The sequence below is a fragment of the Candidatus Hadarchaeales archaeon genome (assembly GCA_038736355.1).
Taxonomy (GTDB): Archaea; Hadarchaeota; Hadarchaeia; order Hadarchaeales; family WYZ-LMO6; genus WYZ-LMO6.
The window spans coordinates 114,190-136,982 of the sequence record JAVYML010000001.1 but is presented as its reverse complement, the minus strand read 5'-3'; the positions used below and the strand labels follow the sequence as shown (position 1 = coordinate 136,982).

Here is a 22,793-nt window from a genome sequence, read left to right as displayed (position 1 = left end):
GAGGGTGAAGAAAGGTCCCTCTCGCCTCACCTGCCTTTCCCTCGGGCTCAGGAGGGCCTTTTCCCTCCTCCTTTCTCTCCTCCTCCTCTCCTCGCAGGTTCCCCCCGTTCCGGTGGGGGCCCAGGAGGAGGCCCCTCCATCCTACCCGCTGTTCGAGAACACGGAGAACGCGGGAGGGATCATCAGGCTCCTTCCGGGTTACACACGGGGTTCCTTCGTCTCTGAGATCATCGAGCTCGGGGAAGGTGGATGGGAGCTGTGGTGGGAGAGGGAAGAGCCTTCCCTGGTAGTTCAGACGGGTGAGGGGTGGGTGGAGCCGGAGCTGGAAGGGGCTCCAGAAAACCTGCTTGGGGAGGATACGGGAGGTCACCAACCGTCAAGGGAAGATGTTGCGGGCTTGGAGCCACAGGTCCTTCACTCTTGGGTGGGCGTGCAGGTGAGGGTGAGCACCGACGGGGAGGGCTGGAGCGAGTGGATGGGTCCCGACGGTACTTCCGGCACCCTCTTCACCTCACCCCCCGCCGATCTTTCCTTCCTCCCGCCCTTCAGGTACCTGCAGGTCAGGGTGTTCCTGGCGAGCGAGGACCCCGGGTTGAGCGGGGAGACCGGTCCGAAGGCTTGGGGAATCGGGCTCAGGGCCAAGCCTCCCCAGGGATGGGAGGAGTTAGGAGAGGACGGTGGGGGGGTGGGCGAGTCTTTCTCTCTTCTTGACTCTTGGAGTGTGGGGGAGAATCTCCACCAGGCAGGCGGGTCCTTCTACCCTCTAGACTCTTGGAGCGTGGGGGAGGATTTCCAACGGGAGAACCTCCCTTCGGGCTGGGTTACCCTGGAGGAATGGGAGGCTGGGACGGAGAACTGGGAGAGGTGGGCCCGTTGGGTTTCAGGGAGGGCCAGGGCCAACTTTGGCCGGGCGAACAGAAGAGCGCTGGCGAGGTTCGAAAACCTCCCCGTCAGGTATATCGAGCTCTTGATGAGGGGACAGGCGAGGGATTTCGAGGTAACGGCGGAAGCCCTCGATTCCCTCCCGCAGGGTGTGCCCCCCGCCAACCTTGTGGGCTCGGGAGAAGAGGCGGTCTACGTGGGGAAGGTTCAAGTCTACTCATACCTCGATCTCTCCACTTCCCTGCAGAGAGAACTCCTTGAAGAGGCTTGGATAGGGTTCTCCGTCCCGAAGAGCTGGCTGGAGGGAAGAGGGTCTGGCAGGCTGGCGCTCTGGCACTACGGCGAGAGGGGATGGGAGGAGCTTTCCACTTGGAAGGAGGGTGAGGATGGAGCCTCATTACATTTCAGGGCCAGGAGTTCGGGCTTCTCCGTCTACGCTATCGTCTACGTGAAGGGAGAGACGATTTATGAGGGTGGGACGAGCGGGCTTTCAGGGGCCCAGAGCGATGATGGCGTCTATGAAAACCTCTACGAGAGCGATAGCGGAACACCTGGGGTGGAGAACTCCTACCTGCTCACTATCGGTCCGGTGTCAGGAACCGCCACGGCGAATGATGTGTTCGCCTCCTTCTTCAACCCCGTTGGCTCCGGCAGAACCGCGGTGATCGGGAGGATCGTGATAATGGTCAACGCCGTGGGGACCGCCAGCAGGGTGGATTTTACCCTGAGGAGAATCACAAACGTTACCGGCGGAGGTACGGTCATCCAGGCCTCGAGCGTTCCCAAGAAGGATTCCAGAGCACCCGACACGGCGATGAGTATACGGTACGGTCCCGGCATCAGCGTGACTTGGGCCGGAACGGCCGACTCGAGGCTGATGTCGGTGGTCTCGCCTGCTACCGCCGGAACCCATCAGGGTCACCAGGAAGTGGTGTTTCAACAGGAAAACCTGGTTCTGCGGGAAGGCGAGGGAATAGCCCTGTACCAGGAGGCGGCGGGTAATACCAACCACAGGATCTACCTCCTGGTCGAATGGAAGGAGGTTCCCACCGCGCCGACACCTCTGGGTGGCTACATCCTGACCTTCCCGAGGAGGAGTGGGACAAACTGGGCCGCCGGCTACGTTCACTACTCCTTCTACAATCCTTCGACTTCGGGCAGGACCGCCATCATCAGGAGGGTCAGGATAAGCATAGACTGCGATGGTGCCGCAGTATACACCTCAAACTTTGCCCTCAGGAGGTTCACGGGCGCCCCCACGGCGGGGACCGCCATAGCCGCCGCGAACGTCCCCAAGAAGCACACGGGGTCCACGGACACCGCGATGGACCTCAGGTACAACCTGGGGACCGCCCCCGGTTTCACCTGGAGCGGCACGGCCGACTCCAGGCTGATGCTCGTGATTTCGCCAGGGGCCGCAGACCACCAGTATGCCAAGAAGGAACTCATCTTTGAGCCGAACGAACCCATAATCCTGCAACCCGGCGAGGGCGTTGCGTTGTACAACGAGGCCGCGAGCGATTCCAACCACCTCATCCTGGCGACCGTTGAGTGGGACGAGAAAACTTCCACTCCCTCTTCCCAGGGAGAGTACCTGCTGGCCTTTCCCAGGGTTGAGCTGACCACCGCGCCGGGAGCCAACTATGTCTATTACTCGTTCTACAATCCATCCGGCTCTGGCAGAACCGCAGTTGTGAAGAGGATTGGGGTGAGGATTATCGCCGACGCCGCAGCACTGTACATCCCCTTCACGGTGCGCAGGTTCACGGGCGCCCCCACGGCGGGGACCGCCATAGCCGCCGCGAACGTCCCCAAGAAGCACACGGGATCCCCGGACACCGCCATGGACATCAGGCATACCCTCGGAACCGTCCCAGGCTTCACCTGGAGCGGCACGGCCGACTCCAGGCTGTTGAGCGTGGTTACCCCTGGTGCGGCAGGACAGTACGTCAACAGGGAGATAGTATTTGGTGGGGACGATGAAAAGCTGATTCTTCAGCCAGGAGAGGGGATAGCGTTCTACTCCGAAGCGGCGGGAGATATCGACCACCACTTCTCGGCATACATAGAGTGGGCCGAGGTGTCCACCGCACCCTCCCCGAAAGGAGAATACCTCCTTTCGATAGGGCCCATAAATGGCTCAACCACCATGCCCTATATCTACGCTTCAATCCTCAATCCCGCTGGGTCTGGGAAGTACGCGATTGTCAAGAGGATTGAGGCGAGGGTCTCGGCGGCAGGGGCAGCGACCTACATCCCGATGAGTGTTAGGAGAATCACGGCAGCCAGCGGTGGGACTCAGATAGCCGCCGCGAACGTCCCCAAGAAGCACACGGGATCCCCGGACACCGCGATGGACATCAGACGCACAGGCCCTACGGTCACTTTTGCGGGCGCCACGGAAAGCCGGATTCTGGGAATAACGTCGGAGGGGGCGGTGGGACAGCAGCACGGGTGGCAGAGCCTCGTGTTCGTGCCCAATGAGCCCCTCGTCCTGAAACCCGGGGAAGGAATAGCCTTCTACCAGGAGTCCGGGACGGGAAACGCAAACCATAGGGTGATACTCCTGGTGGAGTGGGGGGAAACGACCACCGCTCCCTCCGCCGAGAGGGACTACGTGCTCTCCATAGGCCCGGTGACTGGTACCGCCACCGCAGGTGACAACTTCGCCTCCTTCTTCAATCCAGCGGATTCCAACAATGTTGCGGTAATCAAGAAGATGATGGTGATGGTGGTTGCCACTACCACAGCCACTTATGTTCCGATAACGGTGCAGAGGATATCGTCAGCCACGGGTGCGACCTCTATTCCCCCCGACTACGTTCCAAGGAAACACACGGATGCACCCGCTCCCGCTCTGGTGGCCAGGTATGGTAATGCCACGGTCACTCCTGTGGGCGAAGCGACGAGCAGGCTGGTTTCGGTCACCTCCCCGGGAGCCACAGGCGCTGCTCTGACCCCACAGATAACGGGCGTTCGGCTGCTCACGTTCGAGATCACGGGACCGCTCCTCCTCCTGCCAGGGGAGGGAATAGTTCTCTATCAGGAGGGAGCCGGAAGCACGGCCCACGTCCACAGGCTCTTCGCGGAGTGGAGGGAAATCCCCAAGGCCTATCGTGTGGATGTCCGGCACGACATAACGGGCATACCCAGCGGCACGGGCCACATCCTAGAAATAAAGTACTACACGGCGGGGGACTCTGAACCCATCTCGCTTTACCTCTACAACTTCTCGACGGGCCAGTGGGACAACCTGGGGAACCTGCAGGTGGGGGGGAGTGCCGGGAGCCCCCTTTTCTTCAGCTACAACCTTACTGGAACCAGCTACCTCTCCGGCGGGAACGTCTATGCGAGATACATCCAGAGGGACAACGACTCCATCCAGACGAGCCTCATGGTGGACTTCTGCAGGGTGGTGGTCTACGGTCCAGGGCGCCCCCAGCTGGTTTCTCCAAAAAACAACGAAAACCTCAACGACAACACCCCAACCTTTGCCTGGACGGCATCCGACAACCACACCGGTTACAGGCTGGTGATCAGCCCCTATTCCAATTTTTCGGAGAACATCTACGATAACTCGAACATCCCACCGGCCCTGACCTCTCTGGAGATAGAGAACCAGCTCCCTGACAACGTCTACTACTGGAAGGTTGCGGCCACGGGCGCAGGCTATGAGAACTGGTCGGACAACGTCTGGAAGTTCACGGTGGATACCCATCCACCCACCGCCCCCCCTCTCGTGTCCCCGGAGAACAACACTTACCTGGACCTCTCCGAGGCTCAGGTGGAGCTCAAATGGAACCCTTCGACGGATGCTCTGACGGGCGTGGACAACTATCGAATCTACGTGGACGAAGGGCTCGTGGGGGAGGTGGACAACACCGTCACCTCCTATTCCCACACCTTCTCGCTCGGGGAGCACACCTGGAGGGTGGGCGCCGTCGACTACGCGGGGAACGAGAATTCCTCCCCTTCGAGGGTCCTCAGGATCTGTACCTGGAGAGTCCTGGACTCCTGGACGGAGAACCTCTCCACCTCCCCCTCTGACTGGTTCTGGCTGGAATCCTGGCTCGGGGGGGTTTCTTCCCCAGTAGTGGGTTGGTCCTTCCTTGACTCATGGTCCTGCGTCCTTCCAACCAAAATTTCCTGGGCGGAGCTTGAGACCTGGACGGAGGTCTTGGAGGGAGGGGCCAGCTGGAGGTCGCTCGAGACGTGGACAGGCGCAGGTGTGGTACAGGTCGGTTGGCAGACGATGGAGGTTTGGTCCGAGACCCTGCGTGCGCCTGTGAACTGGTGGACGGCGGACGAGTGGATGGGTGCCATGTCCGTGTCAGTAAGCTGGTGGACCCTCGAGGTCTGGGAAAGCGCGCTCCACTTCCAAGCCTCATGGCGGTCGATCGAGGAATGGGCTGTGAGGGTGGAGGGTAGAGGGAGCTGGGCGAGTCTCGAGCAGTGGACCGAGGTTCTGGGAACCACGGCGGCATGGCAGATGCAGGAGAGCTGGGCCTCCACCGTTGGAGCGCCTTCTTCCTGGCTTCCTGTGGAGGAGTGGACGGGGAAGGTTTCGGCTCCAGCCCACTGGCGGGCACTGGAAAACTGGTCGGTGGAGCTGCTGGCTCAGGCAGGCTGGCGGGCCCTGGAAAGCTGGTCCGGAGTGGTTTGGACCGCAATCTCCTGGCAAACTCTCGATGCCTGGACGACGGAGCTCCAGACCCGGGCCTCTTGGCAGCCAGTCGACGCGTGGAGCGTGGTCACGGAGGGTGGGGTGAGCTGGCAGCCACTTGAAGTTTGGACTTGGACGGTGGAAGGGAGGGTCGCCTGGCAGCCTCTCGATGCCTGGATGCAGGGAATCCTGACAGGAGCTTTCTGGCAGGTTCTTGACACTTGGGCAGGAAGCCTCCAAATCGCAGTTGCGTGGTACATGGTCGAGGGCTGGGTTGACAGCGTTGGTTCCCCGGTGAGCTGGCAGCACCTGGAAGCTTGGACAAGCACGGTGCAGTCCCTGGGTGCCTGGAGGTCCCTTGAAACGTTTACAGGCGAGATCCTGACCTTCGTGAGCTGGAGAGAGTTGGACTCCTGTGCTGGAGGGGTAGGAACCACAGCTTCCTGGCAAATCCTCGAGGGCTGGGTGGAGAACATCCAGCCGACCACTCTGTGGGTAATGGCTGAGAGCTGGACCATCGTGGTTCGCGCCGCCGGTTCTTGGCAGATCGTGGAAGGCTGGAGTGAGGCCGTCCAGACTGTGGCGGTTTGGCTGTTCCTGGAGAGTTGGACGGAGAGCATCCAGACCCAGCTTCTTCCGGGGAGTCCCAGGCTATGCAGGCCCGAGAACAACTCGATCTTTCCCGCCTACGAAGATGTGACCTTCGAGTGGGAGAACGGGGCGAACGCCGAGAACCACAGGATCGAGGTGGACAACGACGAGGACTGGACCAACGGCTGCGTGGACAACGTTTGGGTGGTGGGGGAGAACAGCTGGGTGAAGGCTGGAGGATACGCACCCGGGACCTACTACTGGAGGGTCTGGGCCGTGAACTCCGCAGGGGAGAACGTCTCGGAGAATGTCTGGTACTTCACCGTGGTTAGTGTCTGGCGTGAGTTGGAAGGCTGGATGGGGGAACTCCAGACCACGGCCGTTTGGTCGGCGGTGGATACTTGGACGGGAGAGGCCCTTACCACGGCCGGGTGGAGGGCGGTTGAGAGCTGGGATGGAAGTGCTTGGACCGCGGGGGCTTGGGAGGAGTTGGACACTTGCACTGGGGGCGCGGGAACTGTAGCACTCTGGAGGACCGTCGAAAGTTGGACGGTGAGTGCTCGGGCGCAGGCCTCCTGGCAGCCCACGGATTCCTGGATGTGTGCGGTCTCTACACAGGCCTCCTGGCAGAAGCTTGAGGCCTGGACGGTAGAGGTTTCTCCGCCCGTGGCTTGGACTAGGCTGGATTCCTGGATGGGAGCGGTTCAAACACAGGCTGAATGGATGGAATTGGAATCTTGGACCTGTGTGGTCCTCGCACGCGCCTCATGGTGGATCCTCGAGGATTGGGCGGATACCCTCCAGACCCCCGCTTCTTGGCGGTTGATTGAGACTTGGGCGGGAAGTGTGCAGGCACAGGCGGGCTGGCAGTACCTCGAGACTTGGATGGGAATGCTCGAGACTCAGGCCCTCTGGCTGTTCCTTGATTCCCTTGCAGGGGAAATAGGAGGGCCAGCCCAGTGGCTTGCCCTCGATGTTTTCACGGTTGAGGTCACGGTTTCCGTTCAGTGGTCGTGGGTGGACTCCTGGACCTGGGCGGTTCGGGTCCAGGTCGAATGGTGTCCGCTCGACTCTTGGACCGAGCAAATCGTGGCCACGGCCTGGTGGTGGGTGGTCGAGACCTTCACCACCCTTCTCGGGACCTCGGCAAGCTGGCGGGAAATCGACAGCTACTGGGCGACTGTACAGGTTCTGGTCCTCTGGAGGGAGGTTGAAGCCTGGACTGAAACCGCACAGGCCCAGGTTCTCTGGCGGGTCCAGGAAGTTTGGGAAGCGATCCTTTGGGCCCCCTCTGGCTGGTACTCCCTAGAAGACAAGCTGGCTGTGCTAGGCTCCACCGCCGGGTGGAGGGTGGTGGAGGGATGGGAAGAGAAGCTGGGGTGCATGCCCTCCTCGCCCGCCCTCCTCCTCCCGGAGAACAACGCCTTCACCACTCCCACCCCCACCTTCCAGTGGGACAACACCAGCCCGCTGGAGAACTTCAGGCTCGAGGTGGACAACGACGAAGACTTCTCCTCTCCCCTGGACAACCTGGTCTTCCCCGCCACCACCAGGAGCTGGACCAAGCCCTCGCCCGGCTACACTCCTGCCATCTACTACTGGAGGGTCTGGGCCCTCAACGCCTTCGGGGAGAACTGCTCCGTGGTCAGGACCTTCACGGTCGTGACGGGACCGCCCGGGGCCCCCTCCCTCCTCTCCCCGGCGGAAGGTGAGAACGTCCCCCTGGAGGTCACCTTCACCTGGATCAGGGGTTCCACCGCTGATAACCACCGCATAGAGATAGACAACGACTCCGACTTCTCTTCCCCGGTGGAGAACGTCTGGAGGTCGCCCCCGGACGACAACTGGTACTCCACGGTCTTCCAGGACTACGGGACCTACTACTGGAGGGTATGGGCCGTGAACGCCGCGGGTGAGAACGTCTCGGAGACCAGGACGGTCAACGTGGTGGCGGTGTGGAGGGAGCTGGAGGGCTGGGAGGTGGGAGCCTCCACCCTCCCCTCGGGCTGGATAACGCTTGATTCCCGGATGTCCGAGTTCCAGGCTTCGGCCTGGTGGAGAGAGCTGGAGCAGTGGACGGAAGGTGTGGGGATGGTGGTGGGATGGTTTGTGCTGGAGGAGTTCTCGGGGGAGATGGGCACGCTCGTGGAATGGCGGTGGCTCGACTCCTGGCTGGTGGGTGGAACCTCCGCCCCTGTCTGGCGGGAGGTGGATCTCTGGGTCTCTTCGATCGGAGCAACAGCGGAGTGGAGGGTGGTGGAGACCTGGGCAGGCCTGGCAGGTTCTCCAGCGGTCTGGTCGCCCCTGGAAGGATGGGGTGTGGGCTTGGGCTCCGTGGCCGAGTGGCGGGGAGTGGAGGAGTGGGCCTGCTCCCTGGTTCCCCGGGTCGAGTGGCGGATCCTGGATTCGGTATCGGCTTCGGTCTTGGTTCCGGTGGGTTGGTGGTCTCTGGAGGAGTGGTCAGGAGAAGCAAGGACCTCCGCGGGATGGCAGGCCCTGGATGGCTGGGCGGAGGAGGTGCGGACCGCGGCGCGGTGGGAGTCCCTGGAATCCCTCGCGGCGGTCGTCGGGGGCCCGGCTTCCTGGTCACCCGCCGAAGTCTGGGTCTGCACCCTCCAGTCCCCGGCGGGTTGGAGCGCTGCGGATTCCTGGTCGGGCACGGTGGAGGCACGGGCTCTCTGGAGGGCGACCGAAGGCTGGAGCACCACTCTGGAGGCGGTGGCGGGATGGGAGCTGATGGAGGCCTGGGTTACGGAACTCCGGACCTCCGTCCTCTGGTCAGCTCTGGAGGGATGGGAGGAAGGAGTGAGCACGCTCGCTGGCTGGTCAGCTCTGGAGGGATGGTGGTGGACGGTCCAGTCACCCGCCTCCTGGGTGGCGCTCGAGACCTGGATGTGTGTCTTCCCGTCCCCAGCCTCCTGGGTGGCGGTTGAGACCTGGGAGGACAGTGCGCACTCGCCTGCCGGCTGGTGGGTCCTGGATACCCTTACCGTGGCGCTTCAGGCCTTGGGATCCTGGCAGCCCCTGGATACCCTCGCGGGAGCGCTGGAGACCGTGGCGTCCTGGTTCATGATGGAGTCCTGGTCCCTCCTGACCGGAGCGGGGGCCGGATGGGAGGAGGTGGAGGGCTGGGCTGGGGAGGTTCAGTCCTCCGCAACTTGGTCCCTTTTGGAAGGGTGGAGCGGGGTTCTGCAGGCACAGGCCCAATGGTGGGAGATAGAGGTCTGGGAGGGATGCGTGGTGACCTTGACCTCTTGGTCCCAGGTGGAGGGCTGGATGGCCGGAAGTCAGGCTCCGGCCTTCTGGTCGGTGCAGGAGAGCTGGACCGTTACCACCGCCGCGCCCTCTTTCTGGGAGGAGGTGGAGAGGTGGACGTTGGTCGCTGAGGCCCGGGCCTCCTGGTGCCAGATGGAAGGCTGGACCGGAGGGGTCCAAACCTCCGCGGGCTGGAGGGAGCTGGATTCCCGCACGGGAGGTGTCCTAACCGCTGCAAGCTGGCGGACAATTGAAGCCTGGACGTTGACCCTCCAGACGTACGCTTCCTGGTGGTGTGTGGAGACGTGGGTAGGGACGGTGAGTGCCCGGGCCCTCTGGAGGGCGGCCGAAACCTGGACGGTGATGCTCACGGCCTCCGCACTGTGGAGGCCTCTCGAAACCTGGTCCCTTTCACCCTCCTCCCCGGCGCGGTGGGGACTCCTGGAGGGCTGGATGGGTACCGGGTCCGCCGTGGTTCTCTGGACGCAGCTTGAGGCCTGGACCTTCGTCCTCTCCGCACCGCTTCTGGCGCCCATCCTCCTCTCCCCGCCCTCCGGGACCAACACCAGGGATACCACCCCCACCCTGAGCTGGGAGAACCTCCAGCCCGCCGACAACTTCGAGCTCCAGGTGGACAACGAACCCACCTTCTCCGAGCCCATCATCTACTGGAAGAGAGGCCTCACGGTCACCTCCCACGAGCTGGAGAACGGACTCCAGGACAACCTCTACTACTGGAGGGTGAGGTTGTTCAGGGGAGGGGAGAACTCCCCCTGGTCCGAGGTCTGGACCTTCAGGGTGGATACCCTCCCGCCAGTTCCTCCCGTCCTAGCCTCACCACCCGACGGGGTTAACGAGAACGACAGCACTCCCCAGCTCTCCTGGTTCCCGCCACCCGAGAACTCTTATCCCCTGACCTACAAGCTCCAGATCTCCACCTCCCCGGACTTCCTGCCGGGGGAAATGGTGGTGGAGGTTTGGCTATCCGAGAACAGCTGGTGCAGCTACCTACCCGACAACCTCTACTACTGGAGGGTGGCGGCCAGGGACAATGCGGGCAACTGGGGCTCCTTCTCCTCCCCGAGGTCCTTCAGGGTGGACACCGTTCCTCCCGCGGTGCCCGAGAACCTCTCCCCCGAGAACGGGGCCACGGTGGGCAAGGTCGTGGAGTTCTCCTGGTCCCGCGTTCAGGAGAACTCCCTCCCCGTCCTCTACGAGGTCCAGGTGGCCCAGACCGAGGACTTCCAGGTGGGCCTCCAGTCCTCCGGCTGGATCACCGAGAACTCCTGGCACCTCCCGCTGGAGGAAGGAGTCTGGTACTGGAGGATAAGGTCCAGGGACAACGCAGGCAACTGCTCGGGATGGTCGGACACCAGGTGGTTCCTGGTCTCCCCGGGATGGGTGGAGCTGGAGGGGTGGTCCGGGACCTTCCACGCGGCGGTGGCTTGGCGGCTCGCAGATTCCTGGACCGGAGAGGTGGGTATGGTTGTGGGATGGCAGCCCGTCGAGGGTTGGGTCACCAGCGCTCGAGCCCCGGTGGAGTGGACGGTTGTGGAGAGCTGGACGGTTACGCTACCCGCACCGGCTGGATGGAGGTCGCTGGACTCCCTATCGGGGGACGTTCCAGCCCCGGCCACCTGGCACCTGATGGAGGAGTGGAGCGCGGAGAGTTCCGCACCCGCTACCTGGCAGCCAGTGGAGGGATGGATGGAGACCCTCCTCTCCTCGGTCTGGTGGCAGGGGCTGGAGTCCTGGATGCTCGCGGTGGAGACCATGGCTGGCTGGTTGCCGGCAGAGTCTTGGATAGGTGGCCTCGTGGCACCCGCCACTTGGCGGCCAGTGGAAGGCTGGTCGGGCGCGGTCCTGGCCCCAAGCTCCTGGGTGCAGGCCGAATCATGGTGGGAGGGAATCCTGGCCCAAGCCTCTTGGTGGCAGGCAGACTCTTGGACGGGCATGCTTTTCTCCCCGGTCTTCTGGCAGCTCCTCGACTCTTGGAGTGGGACGGCGTCCTCGGTGGCTGGTTGGCAGCCCATCGACTCCCTTTCGGGAAGGGCTTTAGCTCCTGCCGGATGGTGGCAGGCGGAAAGCTGGACGGGCATCTTCTCATCCCCGGCCGAGTGGTCCCATCTGGAGACCTGGACTTGTGAGTCTGAAACCGCAGTCGCCTGGTCCTCCCTGGACTCTTGGACGGACTCGGTCGAGGCACGGGCCTGGTGGTTGGGGGTTGACTCCTGGACGGGAGCAATAGGGGCCGCGGCCAGCTGGCAACCGGTAGAGGGTTGGACGGGTGCGCTCTCCGCGCCCGTCTCCTGGCAGTCCCTGGAGGGCTGGAGTTCGGGTCTCGAGACACGGGTTTCCTGGCACCAGCTGGATTCCTGGACGGGAATGCTCCAGGGTCCGGCCTCTTGGATCCTGCTGGAGGCCCTGACAGAAACCCTCTCCGCCCCCGCCTTCTGGCAGCCTCTCGCCTCCCTGACAGAAACCCTCTCCGCCCCCGCGGGATGGTGTCCGGCGGACTCCTGGACGGAGGTGATCACCGCTCCCGCCTCCTGGCAGCCGGTCGAGGGCTGGACGGGAGGACTCGAGACACCGGTGGGATGGCACCAGCTGGAGGTCTGGACGGAGGAACTCCAGGCCCAAGCCTCCTGGCAGCCGGTGGAGGACTGGTCCTGCTCGGCCCAGGCTCCCTCCGGCTGGCGGCAGGTCGAGGCTTGGACGGGAGCGGTGAGCGCTCTCGCCAGCTGGTCATGGCTCGATTCCTGGACGGGAACGGTGCAGGCCGGGGCCAGCTGGTGGGCGGTGGAGGAATGGATGAATGCCCTGGAGACCAGAGCTGGGTGGGAAGAGGTGGAGGGATGGGCAGGGGGAATCCTGACCTCCGCTTCCTGGTCTACTGCTGACTCCTGGACTGCGACCTGTGCGACCTCGGTGCTCTGGAGGGAGGTCGAAGACTGGCTGGCGATACTCCAGGCCGCCGCCGGGTGGGGCGGAATCGAGTCCTGGACCTGTTCGGTCGGAGCTGGAGCGAGCTGGAGCGAGCTGGAGGGGTGGCAGATCCTCCTGGAAGGGGTGGGAGGATGGAGGAAGGTGGAGGAGTGGACGGGGTGGAGCACCGCACCCGCCCGCTGGTCCCTCCTGGACTCCAGGCAGGGCAGGGTGATCACGCTGGGTGCGCCCGTCCTCCTCTCCCCCGAGAACGATGCCTGGCTGAATGACAACACCCCCACCCTCGACTGGTCGGATGTGGAGGGTGCGGAGGTCTACCGCCTATGGGTGGACGAGGACGAGAACTTCGGGTCCCCATTCGAGGAGGTGGTTCAGGCCAGCCAGTACACCTTCGTGACCGAGCTGGAGAACGGGACCTACTACTGGAAGGTCAGGGCTGAGGCGGGAGGGGAGAACTCACCCTGGTCGGAGGTCTGGCAGTTCACGGTCGGGTACGATGTGACGCCTCCCACCGAACCCATCCCCGTCCATCCGGAGAACGGGGCCCTGCTGGAGGAGCCCGATGGAAGGCCCACCTTCCGCTGGTTCACCTCCCAGGACGGGGAAAGCGACAGGGTCACCTACAGGCTTGAGGTCCACCGCGACCCGTCCTTCTCCTCCCCGGTGTACGTGAAGGAGGGAATAAGGGAGAACTGGCACGAGACAGAGAACGTCCTGCCCCAGGACAACTATTGGTGGAGGGTGGTGGCGAGGGATTGGGCCGGTAACGAAAACGTGTCGAGGGCCTTCCTCCTCAGGTTGCTCGTCCCGCCGGTCTCCCAGCTCCAGCCCCTGCCCCAGTACTGGTACCGCACCTCACCCATCACCCTCTCCGCCACCGCCTCCGACGCCGATGGGCGCGTGGAGAACGTGGAGCTCTGGTTCCGCTGGTCTCCCGACAACGAGAGCTGGGGCTCCTGGATCCTCTACGACTACCTCACCTCCCCGCCCTACACTTTCTACTTCGAGCCGCCCAGCGGTCCGGGCCACTACCAGTTCTACTCCAGGGCCTGGGACAACTCCGGCAACCATGAATCCCCGCCACCTATCCCCGACACGGCTTGCGGCTACGATCCCACCGTTCAGGCCCCCTCCCTGGTCTATCCTGAGAACGGGGAAACGGTGGTGGACTCCACCGGAAGACCCTCCTTCGGCTGGACGAGCGTCACCGACCTTAGCGGGGTGACCTACCTCCTGCAGGTGGACGACGATCCCACCTTCTCCTCCCCCGTTTACCAGAAGATGCTTGTGGAGAACGAGCACATGGTAGAGAACGTCCTGCCCCAGAACAACTACTACTGGAGGGTAGTGGCGGTGGATGGGGCAGGGAACGAGAACGTTTCCGAGGTCCGCACCTTCACCCTGCTCGTTCCACCGGTTTCCTCCGTCCTGCCGGTCTCTCCCTACTGGAAGAAGAGTGCGCCCATCACCCTCTCCGCCTCCGCCTCCGATGCCGACGGGCGCGTGGAGAACGTGGAGCTCTGGTTCCGCTGGTCTCCCGACAACGAGAGCTGGGGCTCCTGGATCCTCTACGACTACCTCACCTCCCCGCCCTACACTTTCTACTTCGAGCCGCCCAGCGGTCCGGGCCACTACCAGTTCTACTCCAGGGCCTGGGACAACTCGGGCAACCACGAGTCTCCGCCCCCCGTCCCGGACGCCTCCTGCGGTTATGACCCCGTTCCTCCACCTGCCCCCTCCCTGCTGGAGCCTGAGAACGAAAGCACGGTTTCAAGAGTAGGCCTGACCTTCCGCTGGACGAGCGTTGCGGATCTTTCGGGGGTGAAGTACGAGCTGCAGGTGGACAACGAATCCACCTTCTCCCCACCCCTCTCCTACCGCAAGGTGGGAATAACGGAGAATTACCACACCTGCGAGGACCTCCTTCCCGCCGGAACTTACTACTGGAGGGTGGTGGTGGACGGGGCCGGGAACGAGAACTTTTCAGGGGTCTTCATCGTGACGCTCAGGGAGGCCTGGCTCTCCCTTGAGAGCTGGCAGACGGCGGTAGGGGCCCCCATGCTCTGGTACGGGCTGGACTCTTGGACGGGAGGAACGGGAACGGCAGCGGGGTGGGAAAGCCTGGAGGGCTGGCTGGGAGGAACTTGGACTGTGGCGGGCTGGGTGGTTTCGGACTCCTGGTGGTCCTCGCTCCTGGTTCCCTTCGCCTGGTCAGCGCTCGAAGGGTGGTCGGGCACGCTGGGTGGAGCGGCCGGTTGGGAAGGATTGGAGGAGTGGGTGGAGGGAATGGTCACACCTCCTGGCTGGAGGGTGCTGGAGGGCTGGCAGGAGGGGGTTTCGGCCAGGGGCCTCTGGAAGGTGACGGAAGCCTGGCAGAGCTGGATTTGGGCGGAGGCCTCATGGTCCGCGGTGGAAGGATGGTTTGGTTCGGCGGGAACCGAGGCGGCACGCTGGCAACTGGTGGAGGGATGGAGTTCGCCCCTCTTCACGCAGGCTGGGTGGAGGAGGGCAGAAGGGTGGACGGTGCAGGCTGGATTCCCGGCAGGCTGGAGGGTACTGGAGAAGTTCCAGACCTGGGTTAGGGCCGGTGCGGGTTGGCTCGCGCTGGAGGGCTGGCAGGGCAGGCTGGAGACGCCCTCTCCACCTCCTCCACCTCCGCCACCTCCACCTCCCCCGCCGCCACCTGCGGACTTCAGTCTCTCGGTCAGCCCGAGCCTGGGAGAGGTGACGGAGGGAGGGAGCCTCACCGTACAGGTGAGGGTGGAGCCCTTCGGAGGTTACGCCCTCCCCGTGAAGCTGAGGGTGGAGAACCTGCCCGCCACGGTGCTGGCGGAGTTCTCGGTCGGGGAGGGCATGCCTCCCTTCACTTCCTCCCTCAACCTCAGCGTGGAGAGGGGGACGCCAGAGGGCTCCTATTCCCTCACGGTGGTGGGAGAGGACGCGGAGGGGAAGAGGCGCACCGCTCCCTTCCTCCTGAAGGTGAAAGCCCTCCCGTTCCTCCCGCCCCTCTCCTCCGTGCTGGAGCTCCGTCCGTACTGGAGGAACACGGTGCCCTTCCCCGTGAGCGCCACCGCCTGGGACAACGACGGATACGTGGTGTCGGTAGCCCTCTGGTACAGGCACTCCCGGGACAACGTGGTGTGGGGAGAGTGGAAGGAGTTCGCGGTGGCGGAGAGGGAACCCTGGTCCTGGAGCTTCACCGCCCCAGAAGGGGAAGGATTCTACGAGTTCTATACCTTGGCCAGGGACAACGACAACCTCACGGAGCCCGCACCCCTCAGGGCCAAGGCCTCCTGCGGGGTTGATCTCACACCTCCTCCCGTGCCCATCCTCCTCTCGCCAGGGGAGGGTGAGATGGTGGGAACGACCCAGCCTTCTCTCCACTGGTCTTCCGTTTCTGACCTCTCGGGAGTGACCTATCAGCTCTGGGTGGACAACGATCCGGACTTCGGCTCCCCGGTGACGGTGAGGGAGCTGGGTACTCCCTCCTTCAGGCTCGAGGGACTGAAGGAGGGGAGGTACTTCTGGAGGGTGAGGGCGGTGAACGGGGCGGGTCTCTCTTCCTCCTTCGCGGTGGGAAGCTTCCTCACCCTGACCCCCTCCCTGAGGAAGATGGCGGAGAACGTGCCTCCGGGAGGGGAGGTGGAGTTCGTCTTCCACCCGCCCTCCTGGTTCGTGAGGAAGGTAGGAATCGTCTTCCGCGAGCAGCAGAGGGTGGTCTCGCTGGGCTTGCTGGAGGTGAAGGGGGAAGAGGTGAGGGGAGCCCTCTGGCCTTCCCTGGAGCGGGCGTACGGAGGGGCCCTGCTGGGCCTCAGCACCTCCTCCCAGATGGTGGAGGGAACAAGGGTGGAGCTCCAGGTCTCGGAGGACTGGATGGAAGAGAAGGGAGTGAAGGAGGGAGGGCTCAAGCTCCTCGCCTTCGACGGTGAGGGCTGGAGGGAGGTGCTCATGAAGCTGGAGGGAAGGGAAGAGGGTGCTTTGGTGTTCTCGACCGAGCTCACCTTCTACCCAAGGGCCCTGGCCCTGTACGGGAGGAAGGCCCCAACCCTGCCCCCGCCCTTCTCCTGGCCGCCCCTCCTGCTCCTCCTCCTGGCGGGGAGCCTGATGGCGGTGGGGGCGGCAGGCTACTTCATCTACCTCTGGCGCTTCCGCCCCATCCTCCCGAAGGTTCCGCTGTCCAGCCTGGTGCGTCCCAGGCTGAAGCTGCCCGAAAGGGTGGTTCCGGCCGTTTCCTTGCGGAAGCTTGAACCCGCCCGCCCAGCCTTCGAGGAGCTTCCCGAGGCCAAGCCCCTCACCCTGAAACCCCTCAGGCCCTCACCCATTCCGGCTCCGGAGGAGGCCCTTCAGTCCCTCCTCAGGGCCGGCAGGGCCCCGCCCGCAGTGCCCCCTGCCAAGCTTGCAGGGGTGATTAGGCCCGTGGAGCCCCGTGTCCGACCGGAGGAGCTGGAGATCAGGATAAGGGCCAGGCCCTTGCCCGAGAAGGAAGGAGAGACGGTGAGGGCCCCGGAGACCAGGGAAACCCTGGAGAAGCTGAAGAAGCTGATGGGGAGGACTGAGTGAGGCTCTGCAAAGCGGAGTTCCCGCTCTCCTGGCGTCTTAACCCCAGAGAAGTGGACCGATGGTCGGTTTTCCAGCACGGACTCGCGAACCGCTCATGTCAGCAACCAATACCATAACGGCACGGCCTCCATCCCTTCTATTTCCCCTCTGTAGTCCCATGTCAGGATCTTGAGCTTCTTGGGTTCGAGTTCCTCCTTTGCCTTTTCCAGAGCCCTTACCTCCCTTTCCCTGATTTCTTCCTCCCCGTAGGTTACCTGAATCAGCTCCTCCGCCCTGAAGTTCTTGCTCACCACGAAGTCGACCTCAGCTCCGGTGCTCTTCCCGTACTCTTTCCAGTAGTACACCTCCCCCTTCCCCCTCCTCAGGAGTTCCAGGTAGACGGCGTTTTCCATGGCCCTCGAAACCGAGAACTCGTACCCCAGCGCGGTGGGATAGCCGGTATCCACGATGTAGAGCTTTTTGGGGTTCATCTTCCTTTCCCTCTCGCTCTTCCTGAACTGTTCGATCGTGAACGCGAAGTAGGTCTCCCTCGCCCTCTCCAGGAGCTCCATGGTCTTCTCCTTGCCCACTTGGAAACCCAGCGACCGGAGGTAGTTGTAGATCCTGTTCAGGGTCGTCAGTTGGGCATAGTTCGCCGTGAGGTAGAGGGCGAGGGTTTCGGCCAGGGGTGTTCCGCCCAGATCCCTGACCACCACGGAGTCGAAATAGGCCTTCAGCACGCGCTTCTTGTCCCCTTCCAGCGCAACCGCGGGATAGGCACCATACTGGAGGTAGTCCCTCAGCAGGGAGAGGAGTTTGCCCCTTTCCTCCCTGTGGAGGAGGACCTCGGGCTTTGGAGGGCTGTGGCCTAGGAAGGAGAGGTATTCCCTGAAGGAAAGCGGATAGACTTCGTAGTTCACGCACCTTCCCCTCAGCTCCCCCGCAATCCTCTTGGGGGTCAGGGCGGAGGAAGAACCCGAAAGATAGACCCTGGCGTCGAGCCTCTTCCTGAACCAGCCCCCATAGTCCCTCACTCCCTGGATTTCGTCGAGGAAGAGGTACTTGGGTCTTTTGCCCGTGAGCTCGTAGAAGCCTACCAGCATTTCGTCCAGGTCGGCCGCCGTTACCCCTTTTAACCTGGCATGTTCGAAGTCGAGGTAGAGGATTTCATCGGGACTGGCCTTGCCCCTTCAGCAGTTTCCAAATAAAAATATCTTGATATGATAGAAACTTGGATGGAAAGGCTTTACACGATCAAAGAGGCGAAAAAAACTCCTTGGAGTCACCACCTAGACCATCCAGCAATGGGATAGACAGGGCAAGATCAGGTGTGTTAGAACCATTGGAGGACGAAGGAGGATTCCCGAGAGCGAAATAAAGCGCATCTTCGATTTAAGGGAGGAAAAAATGGTCGTGGGGTATGCGAGGGTTTCGTCTTCGACCCAGAAAGATGATCTTGAAAGGCAGAAGCAGCTCATTTCAAGCTACGCCAAGGAGATGGGTTACGGTGAAATTCAGATTCTGACGGATGTTGGTTCCGGGCTCAACCAAAGCGGAAAAAACTTCCTGAAGCTCTTGGACATGGTTTCGGAGAGAAAAATATCCAAGCTGGTAATAGCCTACGAGGACAGGCTGACGAGGTTTGGTTTTGAAACACTCAGAAAGATGTTTTCGGTTTTCGGAACAGAAATAGAAGTGATAAACCACGAAGAGAAAACTCCTCAGGAAGAGCTTGTTGAGGACCTGATCACCATAGTCTCTCATTTCGCTGGAAAGCTCTACGGCATGAGGTCTCACAAGTATAAGGAGGTGATTGAGGGTGTCAGGAAACTTGTTGGTTAAGGCATACTCGATACCGCACGAGCTCGAGGTGGGCGGGCTCATAGAGGACTACATGCGGATCTTGAATGCCATCCTTGACGAGTTGTGGGGGAGCATGGTTTGGGAGAGGAGGGGAAAGAGGCTGATCCCGTTCCTGAAGAAGGACAGGGCTTTCAGGAAGGGGCTGAGGGACAGGCACCTCGCCGGATGGGCCTATTCAAAGCACTATGTGGACTCGGCCATAAAGCAGGCCTACTCCATCCTGAAGTCCTGGAGGAAGAGGTACCTGCGGGGGAGGGCAGGAAGGGAGAAACCCGAACTGAAGAGGAGGTTCGTCAGGATCAAGGAGACCCTCTACAGTTACAGGAACGGGGTCCTCAGGATCTCGGTGAGGCCGCATGGGGAGAGCGTAACCCTGGACCTGAGGAAGGCCTGGTGCTGGGAGAGGATAAGGGGATTGGAGCTCGGGGAACTTATACTCAAGCAGGATAAGCTCATAGTGACGGTCAGGAAGAAAGCGGAGCTGAAGATAGAGAACCCGGTCGCCTGGGATACAAATCTCCTTTCCCTGGACGGTTTCGACGGGCAGAACGACTGCTCCCTGGACCTGAAGGAAATTTATACCATCCACAGGACCTACGAGCTGAAGAGGAGGGTGATCCAAAAGCTCCCCGATAAAACCAGGAGGAGGCTCCTGGGGAAGTACCGCTCGAGGGAGAGGAACAGGGTTGAAGACGCGCTGCACAAGCTCGCCAAGCGGCTGTCGGGAAGGACCAACGTTTTCGAGGACCTGAGGAACTTCAAGGAGAGGGTGGCCAGGACGAAGAGCAGGAACGTGAACAGGCAGAACTCCAAGCACGACTACCTCAAGCTGCAGAGGTACGTGGAGTACAAGTCTGCCTGGAACGGGTACGCCACCATTTTTGTGAAGGCTCGGGGCACCTCCAGGACCTGCTCCGGATGCGGGTTCTACAATAAAGACCTGAGGGGGGCGGGCGAGTTCAGGTGCCCCAGGTGCGGACTCGTGGTTGACAGGCAGGGGAATGCGGCGAGGAACATCTGGAGGGAATTCCTTAGGATGTGGGGAGTCACGGGTTCCCCCCGAAAGGGGCCGAGCTTGATGAGTCCCCCAATGAACCCGGAGGGGGGCAAGGGCGGTGAGGCCCAAGGACTAGGTGTGGACTCCATACGTGTCCATACTTAGTTCAGAACCCCGTTACGACCGTGCAAGGGCAGGAGGATTTCCCTTCCCTTGACCTCCGGGATCCCCTGCTGAAGCCATTCCGCTATGACGTATTTGAAGTCTTCCCTTTTCATTCAGTCTATATTAGACCGGTTTTTATAAAAAACTGGTCCATATTAGACCAGTTTTGGATAAAGGAGTTTGGCGGCCTCCCGGTAGACGGGATCCAGGAAAGTGTAGTCCTTCAGGATGCTCATCTTCTCCAGGTTCTCCAGGATGTTATGCAGGACGCTGGTGGAAAGGGTACACCCTTCCCTCTCTTCCACGTATCTCTTGACCTCGCTCCAGCCCCCTTTCCCTTCGGCTACGGCCTTGAGGACCAGCCCATATCTCTTCGGTCTTCCCTTCAAAAGGTGCTTCAGCTCTTCCATCGCCAACCCCACAGCTTTTCTTTTGATGGAGGGAAGATCGGGCTTTCCGGAGAGATAGGAGTTACCGAAGAAGGTGAGCCATCCGGGAATCCCGTCCAGCTCTTCGACCGCCCTTTCCAGAACTCCCTCATCCACCCTCCTTCCGGCCTCCTCGAATCCCTTTCTCAGGAACTCCAAGGATTTCTCCCGCTCAAACCTGTCCAGCACCACCTCATGGGCATACCTGCCGTACAGGGGGGAGGCCTCGTCCTCGATTCCCAGAAAATCCCTGAGGAGGCCCACCTCGGAGCCGGTGAGGATGAAGGTGAGGTTCCGATCGTAGTCGTAGGCGTGGGCGAGGGCATTCCTTATCTCGGGGGAGAGGGGCCCCCTGAGCCTCTGGGCCTCGTCTATGGCGATCACCGCACCTTCCCGGTCGAGCTTATCGAAGAGTTCCGAAAGGGAGAAGGTCTCTTCCCCCTTCCATCGGAGTTCCACTTCCGTTCCCAGGATCCTCACCCCCCTCACCGCCCTGAGCACCCTCTCCATCTTGGGGAGGAGGGGCTGGAGACTGTTGGCGAGATGGGAATAAAGTTCTCTTCTGCCATAGTTCTCTCCCAGGTTTCGGGCGTCCAGGAGGAGGGTGGGTCTCCCAAGTTCCTTCAGCGCAACCTTCAGGAGGGAGGTTTTACCTATCCTCCTTATTCCCAAGAGGAGCACCAGGGGTCTTTTCGCCGCCCTTTTCAGCTCCTCCAGTTCCCTCTCCCTGCCAAAAAGGTCCCGTCTCTCCTCCTTGGGCCTCTCGTCGAAGAGCATACTTCTGCCCCAGAAGTAACTTCTGCCCCAGAAATATAAGCCCTACGAGCCCCTCGCCAGCTCCAGCTTGGGGAGGAGCCTGGTGGGCTCGATCCTCAGCTTCAGGATCTCCTCAGCGATTTTCTTCAAAGCCTGGCTGGAGGGTGCCTCCGGATAAAGGGCCACCACGGGTAAGTCCCTCCTGAAGGCGTCCTCCACGAGCTCGTCGTCCTCTATCACCCCAAGGACGGGAGCTATTTCCCCCGCCTGGAGGACCCACTCCTCCACCGAGCTTCCTCGTGGTGCCCTGTTCACCACCACCCCTACCGCCTGTAGGCCCAGGAGTCCCTTCAGCCCCTCCGCCGTCATCTTCGAGGAGAGGATGGAATCCAGGTCTGGGTTCACCACGAAGAGGAGGGCGTCGGCTATGGCGGTTAGGATGAGGTGCTCGAACCCCACGGAGGCGGGTGTATCCACGATGATGTAGGAAAACCTCTTCCTGAGGGTGGAGAGCATGCGCTCGAACCTCCCCACCGTGTGCTCCACGAAGCCCACGATGTCCCTGCTCCCGGGAGGGAGGAACCTTCCCCCGGCGGGGAGGATGGCCAGTTTGGGGAAGAGGGGCCTTCCCCCCGCCTTGAGGGCGCAGGAGTAGATGGCATCCGCTAGGGAGTGCTTCCCCTCCAGCACCTGGGAGAGGGTCACGTCCGCCCCGGGACACATCTTCAGTTCCACCGTCCTCACGTGGGTGTCCCCATCCACCAGCAGGACCATGTCCTTCTGGAGCTTGCTGAGCCAGGCAGAGATCCCCATGGCCACGGTGCTCTTCCCCACCCCTCCTTTGGTTCCCATCACCGAGAGGATGGGCATCAGCCTCTCCTCCTCAGGGTCTCAGCGAGCACCTCCTCCAGCCCCGCGGAGGGCGGGGAGAAGGGTCTCACCTGGATCCTCACCTCGCAACACCTGTGCACCATCTTCACCCTGGGGCGGGATTCGTCCTTCTCGAACCTCACGAGCCCGGCCGAGGCGAGCTTGTTCAGGTGGTAGCGGATGAGCACGTTCGTGATCTTCTTGCCGAGGGCCTGGCTGGCCTTCTTGGCCAGCTCCGCCTGCCTGAGGGAACCCTTCCCCAGTTCTTGGTAGATCCACCTCCTGATGGGGTCCGCGAGGGCCTCGCTGACCTCCGAGGCCTTTTTCTCATCCAGGGTTTCCCATTCCTCCCCTCCTATCTCGAGCTTGATGGGATGATCCTTCAGGATTTCCAACCTTCCACCTTATGTAATTAAATTTTTCTCGTATAAAAATTCAGTTGTATCTATCTAACAAAAAGAGGGTGCTGTCCATGGTTCTCCAACTTGGACACAAGAAATACGGGTTGTTACCCAGGGAGCTCAGGACCTCTTGGCAAAGGGACAGCGGTGGCACAATCCGGCTGACTTGGCCGAAGGGGTGCTAGGGCAGAGGGGATCCCTCAGATACATGCCGCAGGGACCCACCTTCCTCAGCGCCGCCGACAGGGTTTCCATCACTTCTCACCTCCTTTCCGATGTTCGTTGTTAGGGTGATCGCACCTGGGGCAGGGGTTGTGCTCGTAGTCCAGCCATTTGGGATAGAGGTAGAAGAGACCGCACTTCCCGCAGAGGGTGGGTGCCGGATGTACGGGTATTTCCCTCATCATTTTAATTCAAATTGTATTGTGGTATAAAAA

At 61.9% G+C, this 22,793-nt stretch carries 8 protein-coding genes and 1 pseudogene; 3 read left to right on the top strand and 6 right to left on the bottom strand.

The window, feature by feature from the left end; genetic code table 11:
- Positions 1–4: 4 nt before the first annotated feature.
- Complete coding sequence (locus QXG22_00475; GenBank protein MEM0358476.1) at positions 5–16,897, top strand: PGF-pre-PGF domain-containing protein; 16,893 nt, start codon at positions 5–7, stop codon at positions 16,895–16,897.
- A 92-nt stretch (positions 16,898–16,989) separates the two neighbouring features.
- On the opposite strand, the gene QXG22_00470 is transcribed toward QXG22_00475, so the two are convergent.
- A complete protein-coding gene (locus QXG22_00470) occupies positions 16,990–18,042 on the bottom strand; it encodes an ATP-binding protein (GenBank protein ID MEM0358475.1) in 1,053 nt (350 codons plus the stop codon).
- Between the two features lie 69 nt (positions 18,043–18,111).
- On the opposite strand from QXG22_00470, the pseudogene QXG22_00465 reads away from it, so the two are divergent.
- Positions 18,112–18,718: pseudogene (locus QXG22_00465) on the top strand (IS607 family transposase).
- Positions 18,711–19,901, top strand: coding sequence for a zinc ribbon domain-containing protein (locus QXG22_00460; protein MEM0358474.1), 1,191 nt, complete (start codon positions 18,711–18,713; stop codon positions 19,899–19,901). The pseudogene QXG22_00465 and the gene QXG22_00460 overlap by 8 nt, the downstream one beginning before the upstream one ends.
- 155 nt (positions 19,902–20,056) lie before the next feature.
- Here QXG22_00460 and QXG22_00455 read toward each other — a convergent pair whose 3' ends face one another.
- The 5 genes from QXG22_00455 to QXG22_00435 form a co-directional block, all read right to left on the bottom strand.
- A complete protein-coding gene (locus tag QXG22_00455; GenBank protein ID MEM0358473.1) occupies positions 20,057–21,106 on the bottom strand; it encodes an ATP-binding protein in 1,050 nt (349 codons plus the stop codon).
- Between the two features lie 42 nt (positions 21,107–21,148).
- Entirely contained in the window at positions 21,149–21,955 is an 807-nt protein-coding gene (locus QXG22_00450; GenBank protein ID MEM0358472.1) for a MinD/ParA family protein, read from the bottom strand.
- Positions 21,955–22,350, bottom strand: a complete 396-nt coding sequence (locus QXG22_00445; GenBank protein ID MEM0358471.1) for a winged helix-turn-helix domain-containing protein — start codon at positions 22,348–22,350, stop codon at positions 21,955–21,957. The genes QXG22_00450 and QXG22_00445 overlap by 1 nt, the downstream gene beginning before the upstream one ends.
- Positions 22,351–22,476: 126 nt before the next feature.
- Positions 22,477–22,611, bottom strand: coding sequence for a hypothetical protein (locus tag QXG22_00440; protein ID MEM0358470.1), 135 nt, complete (start codon positions 22,609–22,611; stop codon positions 22,477–22,479).
- Positions 22,611–22,763 carry a hypothetical protein gene (locus tag QXG22_00435; protein MEM0358469.1) on the bottom strand — a complete coding sequence of 51 codons (153 nt, stop codon included), beginning with the start codon at positions 22,761–22,763 and terminating at the stop codon, positions 22,611–22,613. Before QXG22_00435 ends, QXG22_00440 begins: the two co-directional genes overlap by 1 nt.
- Positions 22,764–22,793: the final 30 nt, after the last annotated feature.

Coding starts and splice junctions, on each gene's coding strand:
- QXG22_00455 (MEM0358473.1), bottom strand. CDS start 21,106: ATGCTCTTCGACGAGAGGCCCAAGGAGGAGAGACGGGACCTTTTTGGC.
- QXG22_00450 (MEM0358472.1), bottom strand. CDS start 21,955: ATGCCCATCCTCTCGGTGATGGGAACCAAAGGAGGGGTGGGGAAGAGC.
- QXG22_00435 (MEM0358469.1), bottom strand. CDS start 22,763: ATGATGAGGGAAATACCCGTACATCCGGCACCCACCCTCTGCGGGAAG.
- QXG22_00440 (MEM0358470.1), bottom strand. CDS start 22,611: ATGGAAACCCTGTCGGCGGCGCTGAGGAAGGTGGGTCCCTGCGGCATG.